Annotated in this window: 14 protein-coding genes; 1 reads left to right on the top strand and 13 read right to left on the bottom strand. The window is 62.4% G+C overall.

Annotated features, from left to right (window positions below):
• Window positions 1-52: 52 nt before the first annotated feature.
• The 13 genes from ACLEJU_RS05795 to ACLEJU_RS05735 form a co-directional block, all read right to left on the bottom strand.
• The gene (locus ACLEJU_RS05795; protein ID WP_435424944.1) at window positions 53-883 is read right to left on the bottom strand and encodes a sigma 54-interacting transcriptional regulator; all 831 of its coding nucleotides are present in this window, start codon (window positions 881-883) and stop codon (window positions 53-55) included.
• 65 nt (window positions 884-948) lie between these two features.
• Window positions 949-1,530, bottom strand: coding sequence for an alpha/beta hydrolase (locus tag ACLEJU_RS05790; RefSeq protein WP_435424943.1), 582 nt, complete (start codon window positions 1,528-1,530; stop codon window positions 949-951).
• Between the two features lie 179 nt (window positions 1,531-1,709).
• Window positions 1,710-2,111: an ExbD/TolR family protein gene (locus tag ACLEJU_RS05785; RefSeq protein ID WP_054885478.1), complete on the bottom strand. Its 402-nt coding sequence runs from the start codon at window positions 2,109-2,111 to the stop codon at window positions 1,710-1,712.
• Between the two features lies 1 nt (window position 2,112).
• Entirely contained in the window at window positions 2,113-2,832 is a 720-nt protein-coding gene (locus ACLEJU_RS05780) for a MotA/TolQ/ExbB proton channel family protein (protein ID WP_435424942.1), read from the bottom strand.
• Between the two features lie 30 nt (window positions 2,833-2,862).
• Window positions 2,863-3,651, bottom strand: a complete 789-nt coding sequence (locus tag ACLEJU_RS05775; RefSeq protein ID WP_435424941.1) for an energy transducer TonB — start codon at window positions 3,649-3,651, stop codon at window positions 2,863-2,865.
• A 386-nt stretch (window positions 3,652-4,037) separates the two neighbouring features.
• Window positions 4,038-5,027 carry a sulfate/molybdate ABC transporter ATP-binding protein gene (locus ACLEJU_RS05770; RefSeq protein ID WP_054885475.1) on the bottom strand — a complete coding sequence of 330 codons (990 nt, stop codon included), beginning with the start codon at window positions 5,025-5,027 and terminating at the stop codon, window positions 4,038-4,040.
• 3 nt (window positions 5,028-5,030) lie between these two features.
• A complete protein-coding gene (cysW, locus tag ACLEJU_RS05765; RefSeq protein ID WP_435424940.1) occupies window positions 5,031-5,903 on the bottom strand; it encodes a sulfate ABC transporter permease subunit CysW in 873 nt (290 codons plus the stop codon).
• 10 nt (window positions 5,904-5,913) lie between these two features.
• Complete coding sequence (cysT, locus tag ACLEJU_RS05760; RefSeq protein WP_103446160.1) at window positions 5,914-6,732, bottom strand: sulfate ABC transporter permease subunit CysT; 819 nt, start codon at window positions 6,730-6,732, stop codon at window positions 5,914-5,916.
• Between the two features lie 184 nt (window positions 6,733-6,916).
• On the bottom strand, window positions 6,917-7,924 hold the full coding sequence (locus ACLEJU_RS05755) for a sulfate ABC transporter substrate-binding protein (protein WP_435424939.1): 1,008 nt from the start codon (window positions 7,922-7,924) through the stop codon (window positions 6,917-6,919).
• A 50-nt stretch (window positions 7,925-7,974) separates the two neighbouring features.
• The gene (gene oscA, locus ACLEJU_RS05750; protein WP_003258557.1) at window positions 7,975-8,157 is read right to left on the bottom strand and encodes a sulfur starvation response protein OscA; all 183 of its coding nucleotides are present in this window, start codon (window positions 8,155-8,157) and stop codon (window positions 7,975-7,977) included.
• 251 nt (window positions 8,158-8,408) lie between these two features.
• Complete coding sequence (locus ACLEJU_RS05745) at window positions 8,409-11,462, bottom strand: efflux RND transporter permease subunit (protein WP_435424938.1); 3,054 nt, start codon at window positions 11,460-11,462, stop codon at window positions 8,409-8,411.
• Window positions 11,459-12,523 (bottom strand): efflux RND transporter periplasmic adaptor subunit, encoded by a 1,065-nt coding sequence (locus ACLEJU_RS05740; protein ID WP_435424937.1) that lies wholly within the window; start codon window positions 12,521-12,523, stop codon window positions 11,459-11,461. Before ACLEJU_RS05740 ends, ACLEJU_RS05745 begins: the two co-directional genes overlap by 4 nt.
• On the bottom strand, window positions 12,520-13,608 hold the full coding sequence (locus ACLEJU_RS05735; protein WP_435424936.1) for an efflux RND transporter periplasmic adaptor subunit: 1,089 nt from the start codon (window positions 13,606-13,608) through the stop codon (window positions 12,520-12,522). Before ACLEJU_RS05735 ends, ACLEJU_RS05740 begins: the two co-directional genes overlap by 4 nt.
• 273 nt (window positions 13,609-13,881) lie before the next feature.
• Between ACLEJU_RS05735 and ACLEJU_RS05730 the strand changes: the two genes are divergently transcribed.
• Window positions 13,882-14,808 (top strand): RHS repeat-associated core domain-containing protein, encoded by a 927-nt coding sequence (locus ACLEJU_RS05730; protein ID WP_435424935.1) that lies wholly within the window; start codon window positions 13,882-13,884, stop codon window positions 14,806-14,808.
• Window positions 14,809-14,902: the final 94 nt, after the last annotated feature.

Here is a 14,902-nt window from a genome sequence, read left to right as displayed (position 1 = left end):
GCTGCTTATTCCATAAACAATCTGCCACCATCCAGTTTGCTTATTAAATCCTCTAGCCTGCGGGATTGAGCAGGTCGAGGTCCTCCGGCAGCAGCTCGTCCCCGACGTTCACCAACAGCGCGAAGTGGATCACGTTCTCCAGTTCCCGGGTGTTGCCCGGCCAGGCATGCGCTTCCAGCACCTGCTGCGCGGCCTCGCTGATCAGTGCCAGCGGGCGCTGCAGGCGTACGCTGTAGATGCCCAGGAAATACTCGGCCAATGGCAGGATGTCGCCCGGGCGCTCGCGCAGCGGCGGCAGCTCCAGCGCGCCCTCGCGCAGGTACTGGTACAGGCGCTCGTTGAAGCGGCCAGCCTTCACTACCCGCGCCAGGTCGATGCTGGTCGCAGCCACCAGGCGCACGTCCACCGGCTGCGGTTGCTGCGAGCCGACACGGGTGACCTCACGGTTTTCCAAGGCCGCCAGCAGCTTGCTCTGGATCGCCAACGGCAAGTCGGCGATCTCGTCCAGGTACAAGGTGCCGCCATTTGCCGAGCCGAACCAGCCGGCGCGGCTGCTGGCCGTGCCGCCCTGGCTGCCAGCGCTATAGCCGAACAACTCGGCGTCGGCATAGGTCGGGCTGATGGCCGCGCAGTTGACCGAGACGAACAGGCCGGGGCGGTCGCTGGCCCGGTGGATCTGCCGTGCCAGCAGTTCCTTGCCGGTACCGGTCTCGCCGCGAATCAGCACCGGTACCGGTTGCGGCGCCAGCTGCTCCAGGGTCTGGCGCAACTGCTGCGAGCGCGGGTCGATGAACACCAGCGCCTTGGCACGGATGCTCAGGGGGCTCTTGTCCAGTTCAGGAAAGGTCAGCAGCGGCTGGCCGAACGGGCTTTGAAAAGTCATGACGAACTCCCGCCCGAGGCCATGGGTGGCCGGGCGTCAGGCAAACGGTGAACGGTCGGGGCCGATCAGGCGCGGCGCAATGCGCGCTGCTCGACCCGGCTTTGCAGGCGATACAGGTAGGCGAAGCCTTGTTCCCAGCGCTCGTGGCCGGACTTCACGTTGATGTGCCCGGCATTGCTCAGCAGGCCCGCTTCAGCACCCCAGGCCTGGGCCAGGTACAAGGCACGCGGCACGCTCACTGCCGGATCGTTGTCGGAGCTGACCACCTGGCTGGGGAACGGCAGCGCCTGCAGCGGGATCGGCGCGAAGTTGCGCAAGGCCGGCGCACAGGTGGGACGCTCGACATCCGCCGGGGCCACCAGCAACGCGCCGCGCACCCGACGCAGCAGCGCCGGGCTGGCCTGTGCGGCCCAGTGGGCGACGGTGACGCAGCCCAGGCTGTGCGCGATCAGAATCACCGGCGAGCGTTCGGCGACAATCGCCTGCTCCAGCGCCTGCACCCAATCGCGGCACTGTGGAGTAAGCCAGTCACGCTGTTCGACCCGGGCGCTGTTGGGCAGCGTGCGCTGCCAGTGACTCTGCCAATGATTGTCTGGCGATCCTTGCCAGCCCGGCACAATCAGGTAACGAATCGACTCATTGCGCATGGGGACGCCTCCAGTAAGTTTGCGTGCTTGGGGACCAGTATAGGGAGGCAGTTATATTCGTAAAGGAATAAGAAGCTATTTATTAATAACCAAAAACACTCAAAGATGACAGACAAAAGAAAGGGCCAACCCCTGCCAAGAGATGTGGCCCCTAAGCACTTGCCTGAAGAGGATGAAGATTACCGTGCAGTTATTACCGCCAGTTTGCTGATCCCGGCGCGCTCGATCGCGGCCATGGCCCGCGCGACTTCGCCATAGTTCACGCCATCGTCCGCCTGCAACTGCACACGCACGTCGGCGTCCTTGTCCTTGGCCGCCTTGAGGTTGCTTTCCAGCAGGTCCGGCTGGATCTCGTCCTTGTTGATGAAAAGTTTGCCGCCACCGTCGATGCTCACCACCAGCGGGTCTTTCTGCTCCACCGGGGCCACGGCCTCGGTCTTGGGCAGGTTGATCGGGATGGCGTTTGTCAGCAGTGGCGCGGTGACGATGAACACCACCAGCAGCACCAGCATGACGTCCACCAGCGGCGTGACGTTGATTTCACTGAGAACTTCGTCGCTGTCCTGGGTCGAAAAGGCCATGTCAGGACGCCTCCTTCACCGGCTGGGTGAAACCACTCTGGGCCTTGTGCACAGCCGGGTGCACCAGTACGCGGAAGGCACTCTTCTGCGCCAGGCTGTAGAAGTCGTGGGCGAAGTCATCGAGGTCGGCCGCGGTCAGCTTGAGGCGGCGCAGGAAGTAGTTGTAGACCAGCACCGCCGGCACCGCGACGGCGATACCCACACCGGTGGCAACCAGCGCCGCGCCGATCGGCCCGGCCACGGTTTCCAGGCTGGCGGAACCGGCTGCGCTGATGCCCTTGAGCGCTTCCATGATGCCCCACACGGTGCCGAACAGGCCGATGAAGGGCGAGGTGCTGCCGATACTGGCGACCACAGCCAGGCCGGTTTCGAGCGAGCGGCGTTCACGCACGATCTGCTGGCGCAGGGCACGCTCAAGGCGGTCCTGATGGTTGATGGCGTGGCTCAGGTCACTGGCGTGGGTGTCACCGACCGCAATCGCGGCATAGCCGGACTGAGCGACGCGGGCAGCCGGGCCAGGCAGCTCGTGGCTGATTTCCGCCGCCGAGTCGAGGCTCGATGCGGCCCAGAATTGCTGGTGGAAGCGCTTGTCCTGGTGCTTCAGCCGCACGAACTGCGCGACCTTGACCAGGGCAAGGCCCCAGGTGACGACGGAAAAACCGACCAGCAGCCAGATGACTGCACTTTCAACGGACTCGAGGGGGGATGCCAGCAGGCTCATGATGATGTCTTCCTGTGTTCTGCGAAAAAGTTAGCGAAGCTTGAAATCGATCGGCACGCTGACCCAGCCGGCCTGGGCCACGTCGCCCTGCTTGGCGGGGACGAAGCTCCAGCGCTTGACCGCAGCCAGCGCGGCGGAGTCGAGGGCATCGCGGCCGCTGCTCTGCTGGATCTGGATCTGCCCGGGCTTGCCACTGGGCAGTACCTCGACGCGCAGCAATACGGTGCCTTCCCAGCCACGGCGCATAGCCATCTGCGGATACTCCGGTGCCGGGTTCTTCAGGTACGCCGCGTTGGCCGATGGCGGCGTGACCGGCGCCGGTGCGGGTGGCGCAGGCGGTGCCGGGGCAGCCACCGGAGCAGGTGGCGGCGCCTCGACCGGTTTGGGCTGCGGCTTGGGCGACTGCTTGGCGACCGGCTTGGGCACGGGTTTCGGTTTCGGCTTGGGCTTGGCGGCCAGTTCGTCGATCACCGGAGGCGGTGACTCGACCACCGGCGGTGCCGGGGCGGGCGGTGGTGGTTGCACCACCGGCGGCGCAGGCGCGGCAAACTCGATTGTCATCGCCGGGATCTGTGGCGGCACCACGGGCAGCGCGGGCGTGGGGGCCTGGCTCACCCAATAGGCGGCGGCACCGTGCAGGACCAGCACCAGCAGGCCCAGCGCCAGCTTGTCACGGCGCTTGAGGCCGCTGACCGGGGTGCGTTGCAGGCGCAGCTGGCCCAGTGGCAGGCGAAGCGTCCGTCCAAGCTCGACCAGATCACCCGGGCTCGGGCGCCATGGCTGGTCGTAGGCCCTGACGGCCGACTGGACATTACCCATTGATCAAACTCCTGGGGTTCTTGATTCAGGTGTGTGGCTGAATCATCGGGGGCAGGGCCTTATCTCTGAAAGTAATGTTTCAAGTTAAAGTTAGAGCATTCAGGAATATCTGTTTTGAAGGGTTGGCTCTAGACCGCGGGTTTCGTGGGGTGTGAGGTAAGAGCGACCATGTGATGCTTTGCGGGCATATGAAATATTCGCGCAAGGCATCAGATTGCCGCGAGGGCTGCGCCCTCGTTTCGCGACACAAGGCCGCTCCTACAAGGGATCGCGCAGTCCTGTAGGAGCGGCCTCGTGTCGCGAAAGGGCTGCAAAGCAGCCCCAGCGATCTTGCGGTCAATAAAAAACCCGGGACCATGCCCGGGCTTTTCCTTGTTCAAAGCGACTCAGATATCCGCCACCTTCTGCCAGACCTTCGGCCGGAAGAACAGTGTCTCCCCACGCGCCAGCCCGGTCAGGCTGTCGTGATCCTTGACCACCTCGGCCTCGATCAGCTCGCTCTGCCCTTCCACCTTCAAGGTTACCCGCGTAGTGGCACCCAATGGCCGGATATCGCGCACCTCGGCCGCATGGTGCCCCTCGGTCTCATGCCGCGACAGCGACACCTCGTGCGGGCGGAACAGCACATGGTGCCCCTCGCTCAAGGCCAGGCGGTTGGAGTCGCCGAGGAAGTGGTAGACGAAATCGTTGGCCGGCTTTTCGTACACCTCGCCTGGCGAGCCGATCTGCTCGATCACGCCCTTGTTCATCACCACGATACGGTCGGCCACTTCCATGGCTTCTTCCTGGTCGTGGGTGACGAATACCGAAGTCAGGTTGATGTCCTCGTGCAACCGCGCCAGCCAGCGGCGCAGCTCCTTGCGCACCTTGGCGTCGAGCGCACCGAACGGCTCGTCCAGCAGCAGCACCTTGGGCTCCACCGCCAGGGCGCGGGCCAGGGCGATACGCTGGCGCTGGCCACCGGACAGCTGCTCGGGGTAGCGGTCGGACAGCCAGTCCAGTTGCACCATGTTCAGCAGTTCGTGGACCTTCTCGGCAATCTTGCTTTCGCTCGGGCGCTCGCCCTTGGGCTTCATGCGCAGGCCAAAGGCGACGTTGTCGAACACGCTCATGTGGCGGAACAGCGCATAGTGCTGAAACACGAAACCGACGTTGCGATCACGCACGTCATGGCCGGACACGTCCTCGCCATGGAACACGATGTTGCCCTGGTCCGGGGTTTCCAGGCCAGCGATGATGCGCAGAAGTGTGGTCTTGCCGCAGCCGGACGGGCCAAGCAGGGCCACCAGCTCGCCGCTGTTGATGTCCAGGTTGATGGCGTTCAGGGCCTGGAAGCTGTTGAAGCGCTTGCTGACGTTACGAACTTCGATCGACATGAATCATTCCTCCGCGGCGCTGTGGCGCAGGCGGTTAATACGGTTCTCGCTCCACTGCTTGAGCAGCAGGATGAAGAGCGCCAGGATCAGCAACAGGCTGGCCACGCTGAAGGCCGCGACGTGGTTGTACTCGTTGTAGAGGATCTCCACGTGCAGCGGCAAGGTGTTGGTCACGCCACGGATATGCCCCGACACCACCGACACCGCGCCAAACTCGCCCATGGCCCGCGCGGTGCACAGCACCACGCCGTAGATCAGGCCCCATTTGATGTTCGGCAGCGTCACGTGCCAGAACATCTGCCAGCCGTTGGCGCCGAGCAAGCGCGCGGCTTCTTCCTCCTGCGTGCCCTGCTCCTGCATCAGCGGGATCAGCTCGCGGGCCACGAACGGCACGGTGACGAAGATGGTCGCCAGGACGATGCCCGGCAAGGCAAATACGATCTGAATGTCGTGGTCCTGCAGCCACGGGCCGAACAGGCCTTGCGCGCCGAACATCAGCACGTAGACCAGGCCGGCGATCACCGGCGACACCGAAAACGGCAGGTCGATCAGGGTCACCAGGATGCTCTTGCCGCGGAAGCTGTACTTGCTCACGCACCAGGCGGCGCTGACACCGAACACCAGGTTCAGCGGCACCGAAATGACCACGGCGAGCAAGGTGAGCTTGAGCGCCGACAAGGCATCAGGCTCGAAGATCGCTTCGAAGAAGGTGCCGAAGCCGTTCTTCAGCGCCTGCGACACCACGATCACCAGCGGCAGCAGCAGGAACAGCGCGAACACCAGCCAGCCAAGGCCGATCAGGACGCGCCGCGAGGTGGCGCTGCCACACCGGGCGGCGTTGGCGGCGGCGCTTGCACTCAGGGTTGAACTGGACATGCGGCCTCCTTCAAGGGGTTTCGATGCGGCGCTGCAGCAGGTTGATCAGCAGCAGCAGGATGAAGGAAACCACCAGCATCAACACGCCGATGGCAGTGGCGCCGGTGTAGTCGTACTGGTCGAGCTTGACCATGATCAGCAGCGGCAGGATCTCGGTCTTCATCGGCATGTTGCCGGCGATGAAGATCACCGATCCGTACTCGCCAACGCCACGGGCAAAGGCCAGGGCGAAACCGGTCAGCCAGGCAGGCAGCAGCGCTGGCGCGAGGATATGGCGGAACACCTGCAACGGTTTCGCGCCCAGGCATGCCGCGGCCTCTTCGACTTCACGCGGAATATCCGCCAGCACCGGTTGCACCGTGCGCACCACGAACGGCAGGGTGACGAAGGTCAGCGCAAGGGTGATGCCCAGCGGCGTGTAGGCGATCTTGAAACCGAGGTCGGTGGCGAACTGGCCAACCCAGCCCGCAGGCGCGTACAGGGCGGTCAGGGCAATACCGGCAACGGCGGTGGGCAGGGCGAACGGCAGGTCGATCATAGCGTCGATGACCTTGCGCCCGGGGAAGGTGTAGCGCACCAGCACCCAGGCCAGCAGGGTGCCGATGACACCGTTGATGATGGCGGCGAACAGGGCGGTGCCGAAACTCAGCTTGAGCGCGGCGATCACCCGCGGCGCGCTGATGACGTTCCAGAACTGCTCGAAGGTCAGCTGCGAGGCATGGATGAACATGGCCGCCAGCGGTATCAGCACGATCAGGCTGAGGTACACCAAGGTGTAGCCCAGCGTCAGCCCGAAGCCGGGTATGACGGGGGAGATGCGACGTGACATAAATATCCCTGGTTGAACGCACCTGGCCCGGAGCAATGCCGGGCCGGTGCAGGCTTCTGAATCCTGGGGCCGCTCTGCGCCCCTTTCGCGACGCAAGGCCGCTCCTACATGGATCGCGTTTCCCTGTAGGAGCGGCCTTGCGTCGCGAAAGGACTGCGCAGCAGCCCCCGCTTTCCCTTGGCCCTTACTGTGCCTGATAGATCTGGTCGAACACACCGCCATCATTGAAGAACTTCGGTTGTGCAGTCTTCCAGCCACCGAAGTCCTTGTCGATGGTCACCAGGTCCAGTTTCGGGAACTGCTTGCCAAATTCGGCAGCCACTTTCTCGTCACGCGGGCGATAGAAGTTCTCGGCGGCGATCTTCTGCCCGGCCGGGCTGTACAAGTGCTTGAGGTATTCGGTGGCAATCTCGGTATTGCCCTTCTTCTCGGCGTTCTTGTCGACCACTGCCACTGGTGGCTCGGCGAGGATCGACAGCGAAGGCACGACGATGTCGAACTTGTCGGAGCCACCGTCTTCCTTCAGCGCCAGGAAGGCTTCGTTTTCCCAGGCCAGCAACACGTCGCCCTGGCCGTTGTTGACGAAGGTGATGGTCGAACCGCGAGCGCCGGTATCCAGCACGGGCACGTGCTTGAACAGCTCCTGCACGTAGGCCTTGGCCTTCTCTTCACTACCGCCGGTCTTCAGGCCGTAGGCCCAGGCGGCGAGGAAGTTCCAGCGGGCGCCACCGGAAGTTTTCGGGTTGGGGGTGATGACCGAGACGTCCTTCTTGATCAGGTCGCCCCAGTCCTTGATGCCTTTCGGGTTGCCCTTGCGCACCAGGAACACGATGGTCGAGGTGTACGGAGTGCTGGCATCCGGCAGGCGGGTCTGCCAGTTGTCCGGCAGGGTCTTGCCGAGCTTGGCGATTTCGTCGATGTCACCGGCCAGGGCCAGTGTCACCACGTCGGCGCGCAGGCCGTCGATCACCGCACGTCCCTGCTTGCCCGAACCGCCGTGAGATTGCTGGATCTTCACCTTGTCGCCCGGATGGGCCTGTTGCCAGTGCTTGATGAACTCGGCGTTGTACTGCTGGTACAGCTCACGGGTCGGGTCGTAGGACACGTTCAGCAGTTCGTAGTCCTTGGCGATGGCGGAACCGGCAAAAACAGCACTGGCCAGGGCGGCGAGCGCATAACGGCGGATGGACATGGTGAAGCTCCCGATTGGCATTTTTCTAGTTTTGGATGTTGTGGCGCGAATCAGCCGGTCTTGTTGCCGGGCTGTTGCAGGCGGAACTTCTCCTTGCGTTCGATCTGAACGACCTGGGCGTTGTGCACGGTGATTTCCACCGCACCGAAACGAAGGTCGCGCAAGGCGCTCTGGATCTCCCGCAGAATGGTGGCTTCGTCCTGACCGTCGATGCTACGCAGCGATGCACTCATGCTCGTTCTCCTTGGAGTGAGGGTGCCGGGCAGGGATCTGAAGGGGGGTTATTGCCTGGCTTGAAGGCAATAGTAGTGAGGCAGGGTTATTCTTAAAAATACTGTTTAAGAATGTTTATATAACCAAATTAAAACAACTATTCTGAACACAAAAAATAACCCTGTGGGAACGGGTTCACCCGCAAATGCGGCGGTAGCTCCACCATTGCATTCGCGGGTAAACCCGCTCCCACAGGGTTTGGTACAGGGCTTCAGGCCTGTTTCTGTGGCTCGCGGATCTTGTACCAGGCCACATACAGCGCCGGCAGGAACAGCAGCGTCAGCAGCGTTGCGCTGATGATGCCGCCAATCATCGCGTAGGCCATCGGCCCCCAGAACACCTCGCGGGCAATCGGGATCATGCCCAGGCTCGCCGCCGCCGCCGTCAGCAAGATGGGACGGCGCCGATGGTTGGTGGCTTCCATGACCGCGTCCCAAGGGGTGTAGCCCTGCGCTTCGAACTCGTCGATCTGGGTCACCAGGATTACCGAGTTACGAATGATGATGCCTGCCAACGCCAGGATACCGAGGATCGCCACAAAGCCCATCGGCGTACCTGTAGGCACCAGCGCCAGCACCACGCCAATCAGACCCAGCGGTGCCACGCTGACCACCAGGAACAGCTTCTGCACGCTGTGCAACTGGATCATCAGGAAGGTCGCCATGAGGAACAGCATCAACGGGATGACCTTGGCGATCGGCCCTTGGGCCTTGCCGCTTTCCTCCACCGTACCGCCAGTGGCCACTTCGTAACCGACTGGCAGCTTGCTGGCGAACTCATCGATGTTCGGTTTCAGCTGGGCCACCAGGTCGGTGGGCTGGATATCGCCGTTGACCGAGGCCTTGATGGTGATGGTCGGCTTGCGATCGCGGCGCCACACCAGCGGTTGCTCCAGCTCGTAACGCACGGTGGCGAACGACAGCAGTGGAATCGAGGTGCCGTTGGGGGTGAGGATCTGCAGGTTCTGCAGGGTATCGGGCGAACCGCGCTCGCTGTCCTCGGCGCGGGCGACCACGTTGACCAGGTAGATGTTGTCGTTGACCTGGGTGATATTCACCCCACTGACAATGCTGTTCATCACATTGGCCACGTCTTCCGACGACAGCCCCAACTGGCGCGCCTTGTCCTGGGCGATTTCCACGCGCAGCACCTTACCCGGCTCGTTCCAGTCATAGATCATTTCGCCAATATGCTCGTTCTGGTTGAGCAGGGTGGCCAGGTCGATGGCATGCTTGCGCACCTCGTCGATACTGGGCCCACTGACCCGGTACTGGATCGGCCGGCCCACCGGCGGACCCATTTCCAGCGATTGCACGTTGGTGCCGATGCCAACGAACTCTTCATGCAGAATCTTCTGCAAGCGCTCCATCATGCCTTGGCGCTCTTCGAAGCCCTTGCTGACGATCACCAGCTGCGCGTAATACGGGTTCTGCAGCTGCTGGTCGAGTGGCAGGTAGAAGCGGATGGCGCCCTGGCCAATGTAGGTGCTCCAGTGCACCATGTCGGGGTCGTCCTTGATGCGCGCCTCGAAGCGGTCGACCACCTTGCGCGTCTCCTCGATCGAGGCGTTTTGCGGCAGGTTCAGGTCGACCAGGATCTCCGGGCGGTCCGAAGAGGGGAAAAACTGGTTCTGCACGAAGCGCATGCTGAACAGCGACAGGGCAAACAGCAGGATGGTGCCGATGATCGTCAGCCAGCGATGGCGCATGCACCACACCAGCCCCCCTTCGAATGCCCTGCCGACCCGCCCGGGCTCGGCTTCGTGAGCTTTCAGTTTGCTACTGCTTAGAATGTGCACACCCAGCACTGGAGCAAAGAACACGGCCACGATCCACGACACCAACAAGGCTACGGCGATGACCGCGAACAGAGTATAGGTGTACTCGCCGGCAGAACTGGCGTTGAGGCCGATCGGCACGAAGCCGGCCACCGTTACCAGGGTGCCGGTCAGCATAGGGAATGCCGTCGAGGTATAAGCAAAGGTCGCCGCCTGCTCCTTGCTTTCACCCATCTCCAGCCGCGTGACCATCACCTCCACTGTGATCATCGCATCGTCCACCAGCAAGCCAAGCGCGATGATCAGCGCCCCCAGCGAAATACGCTGCATGGTGATGCCGCTGTATTCCATGAACACGAACACCATCGCCAGCACCAGGGGAATCGAACAGGCCACCACCAGGCCGGCGCGCATGCCCAGGCTGACGAAGCTCACCGCCAGTACGATCACCACCGCTTCGAACAGCGCGCTGGTGAAGCCACCGACCGCCTGCTTGACCACCACAGCCTGGTCCGACACGGTGTGCACGCCAACGCCCACCGGCAGGTCCTGGATCACCCGGTCCATGCGCTTTTTCAACGCCGCGCCAAACACCTGCATGTTGCCACCGGCCTTCATGCCGATGGCCAGGCCGATGGCGGTCTGGCCGTTGTAGCGGAACATCGGTGACGGCGGGTCGACATAGCCGCGCTGGATGTCGGCGATGTCGGCCAGGCGGAAGAAGCGGTCGTTGATCTTCAGGTTGACGGTCTGCAGGTCCTTTTCCGAGGCGAACTGCCCGGTAGTGCGTACCGAAATCCGCTCGGGGCCAGCTTCGATCACCCCGGCCGGGGTCACCGCGTTCTGCTGTTGCAGGGCCTGCATGACCTGGCGCTGGTCGATGCCCAGGGCTGCCAGCTTGCGGGTCGAGAAGTTCAGGTACAGCACTTCGTCCTGGGTGCCGACAAACTCGATCTTGCCGATGTTGGGCACATCGCGCACTTCGGCCCGCGCCTGTTCCACGTAGTCCCGCAGCTGACGCAGGGTCAGGCCGTCGGCGGTGAAGGCGTAGATCGTACCGAACACGTCACCGAATTCGTCGTTGAACCCGGGGCCCTGGATGCCCTGTGGGAACTGGCCGCGGATGTCCTGGATCTTCTTGCGCACCTGGTACCAGATTTCCGGGATGTCCTTGGCCTTGGTGGTGTCACGCAGGTACACGTACACCGTGGATTCGCCCGGGCGGGTGTAGCTCTTGGTGTAGTCGAGAGAGTCCAGCTCTTCGAGCTTCTTTTCGATACGGTCGGTGATCTGGTAGAGGGTTTCGTCCTGGGTCGCGCCCGGCCAGCGGGTCTGGATCACCATGGTCTTGATGGTGAACGACGGGTCTTCCTCACGGCCGAGGTTGAAGTACGAGAAAATGCCCATCAGCAGGCCGACGAACATCAGGTACCAGACGAACGATTGATGCTTGAGTGCCCATTCGGACAGGTTGAAGCTTCCTTTCATTGCGCATCCTCGTCGAAGGTGACCTTCTGGCCAGGCTTGAGGCTGTTCACGCCCGCCGTCACCACACGCTCGCCAGGCTGCACGCCCGAAGCCAGGACGATGCTGTCGGCAGTACGATCGATCAGGGTGACGTCACGGGTGCCCACGGTCTTCTGCTGGGTGTCGATCACCCAGACCTGGGTCTTGCCGTCACGCTCCAACAAGGCACTCAACGGCAGCTCGCTGCGCGGGGACACTTGCGAGCTCAGGGTCACACTGATCGCAGTGCCCAGGTGGAAGGCGGCCGGTGTGCACGCCAGCGTCAGCCGGGCGCGGCGGGTACGGGTCGCGGCATCAGCCTGGGGCTCCAGTTCGCGCAGGGTGGCCGTGGTGTTGATGGTCGGGTCGAGTTGCGAGGCGACGGTGAAGGTGAGGTCTTTGTTCAACTGCTCGGCCAGGCTGATGGGCAAGTCGATCACGGCCTCTTTCACGTCCGGTCGGGCCAGGGTGACCACAGACTGGCCTGCGGTAACGGTTTGCCCGGCCTCGGCCTGCCAAGCCGTGATCACTGCGGCGTGGTCGGTGCGCAAGGTGCTGTAGTCGAGCTGGTCACGGGCCTGGCTAAGCGCAGAGCGCGCCTGTTCCAGCGCTGCGCTGGTGGTTTTCAGGTTGGTCTGGGCAATGTCCAGCTGGGCCTGGGCGCCAACGCCTCGGTCGTACAGCTGCTGCTGGCGGCGGGCATCGGCTTGTGCATTGATCCACTGCGCCTGCACCTTGGCCAGATCGCCTTCGGCGGCGCGCAGCTGGTTCTGCTGGTCGGTGGGGTCGAGCGTGGCCAGGGTGTCGCCCGGCTTCACCTGGGCACCCACATCCAGCCAACGCCGGGCAATGCGCCCGCCAACCCGGAAGCCCAAGGTGCTTTCGAAGCGCGCCTGGATAACGCCAGCGAAGCGGCCAAGCTGCGACTGCACCTGTGGCTCCACCTTGACCGACAGCACCGGCCGGATCGGCTCGGGCGCTTCTTCCTCGCTACCGCAGGCAGCCAGCAGCAGGCCGGCCGACAGCATCAGCAGGCGCTTCATAGCACCCCCCCCTTAGCCTTGGCATCGACCTTCTGCACCTGCATACCGGGGTGCAGCAGCTGGCTACCGGTCACCACCACGGTCTCGCCGGCCTTCAGGCCGCTGGCGACCACGATCTTGCCGGTCAGGTAGCGGCTGACTTCAACCTTGCGCAATTCGACCTTGTCGCCCTCGCCCACCACCCAGACTGCCGGCTCATGCAGCGCCTTGGTCAACGCCGACCACGGCAGCTCGATGCTGGGCCGCCCCACCGCATTGGTGCTGGCCGTGACCGGCGCGCCCAGCTGCATGCCCGGCGGCACGTCCTTGAGCCCCACCTTGACCTGCACGGTGCCGCTTTGTGCCGACACGGTAGGGGTGATTTCGCGAACAAAGCCGTGAGCCTGGACCTTGGGGTCGTCCAGCAAGCTTACGATGACACCGACATCACTCGGCGGCGCCACCAACAGTGATTCGTACACGTTGAACACCGCATCACGGTCGCCGTCGCGGGCCAGGCTGAAGATCGGCATGGTCGCCTGCACCACCTGACCGACCTCGGCCTGGCGCGCGGTGATCACGCCATCGGCTTCAGACACCAGCGCGGTGTAGCCCAGTTGCTCTTTGGCATCGGCCAGTTCCGCCTGGGCAGCCTTGAGCGCGCTCTGGTCGCTGCGCAGCGCGGCCTCGGCGGAATCGTATTCGCTCTGGCTGGTATAGCCCTTGGGTAGCAGCTTTTGCTGGCGCACGAAGGCGGCGCTGGTCTGGGTGACCCGTGCTTGGGCAGCGAACACCTCGGCCTTGGCCGAGTCGACATTGTTCTGCAGGTCTTTCGGGTCCAGCCGCGCCAGGACCTGGTTAGCCTTGACGTGGTCGCCCACATCAACGCTACGGGAAATGATCTTGCCGCCGACGCGGAACGACAGGTCGGTCTGCACCCGCGCCTGCACGTCGCCAGTCAGGGTGACCCTGGCAGCGAAATCGGTGGGCTGAACCTGTTGCACACCCACCCGAGGCAGGGTCTCGGGGACCTCTTCCTTGCTACAACCAGTGAGCAGATACAGCAGCCCCAGGCAAACGACCGACAGCGGACGCATCAACGTCATGCAGGCTCCTTGCTTGCGCACAAATGATTTGTGGGATGCGACTGTCAGCGTAGTTCAGGGTTCGATAAACATCACTGGCAAGGTGCCGAAGGGAGACATGCCGCCTATGCGATACACAGCAGACTCAGCACGGCTGATCCATCGGGGACCTGTTAGTTCTGCCAGTATCCAGGCGCTTGCGTAGGCTGCATTGTTTGTTCTCATGTTGATTTTCATCACCACACCGATGACCAGGTATCTGGCCTGCTTAACCTCGAACGACAGGAAGGTTTCATGGACAGAGCAGAAAAAACAATTCGGTTCTACCACAGCGGCCGTGTTGCCACCGAGCTCAGCAAATCCCTGACACGCTCCACCTTTCGGCATGCAGGTGACCTGCTGGCGCAATGTAGGTCAAGTGCTGAGGCATCACGCTCAATCATGACGGTGAACAACACCAACACCGTCATGACCGAGCTGGGGAATGCCAGCAAGGCCCATTTTACCTACACCCCTTATGCTGGACACCCGGCACGGAGCGAATCGATTAACCCCTTGGCATTCAACGGCGAGCAATTAGACTCGGTAACTGGCTGTTACATGCTCGGTCACTATCGCCTGTTTAGCCCCGTTTTACAGAGATTCTGCAGCCCAGATAATTCAAGCCCCTTTGGGGCAGGAGGGCTTAATGCTTATGCGTATTGTGGAGGTGATCCGGTAAACAGGATTGATCCCACCGGGCACTCTTTTTTTAAATTTGCGACGCTTAAAAATGTAGCGAACGCAACAGGCACGGTCGTGGCGTTGGGTGGTGTCGGCTTGGCGACCGCCGGCCACTTGACTGGAAACAGCACCATGGCGGCTGCTGGATACGTAACTATGGTAGGACCTGCTGCCGCCAAATTTGCCCAAAGAGCAATTACTAATTTACGGAACCGTTTGGGGAGTTTGAAAGCCCCTACACCCGAAACACTTGCGGCTCACCAACAAGAGAACATCTCCGTAATTTCAACACCAAGTGTGCAGATGAGCGTTAGCGCCCCTTCGGTATCACCTGAAAGCTCACCTAAACATGGTTCCAGTAATGTTGCACCTCTCTCGGTATCCAATGACAAAGATTTTACTATTGTCAACGTAGGTAACCCCAGGCAAAACAAGATGAGCTCAACCACCCCCAGCGATCGTGAGATGTCGCGCATACGCGGAGAAAGTAGCAATTGACTACCTAAACAATCACGGGTGGACATCAGTTCTGATGCTTCAGGAGCCTGTAAGGGCCTGGGGGGGGGGGGGGGGGGGGGGGGGAAAGAAACGG

This window comes from Pseudomonas sp. SMN11, from assembly GCF_052041945.1.
In the GTDB taxonomy this organism is placed as follows: Bacteria; Pseudomonadota; Gammaproteobacteria; order Pseudomonadales; family Pseudomonadaceae; genus Aquipseudomonas.
The sequence above is the reverse complement of the archived record's forward strand: the minus strand, read 5'-3'. Positions and strand labels throughout refer to the sequence as shown.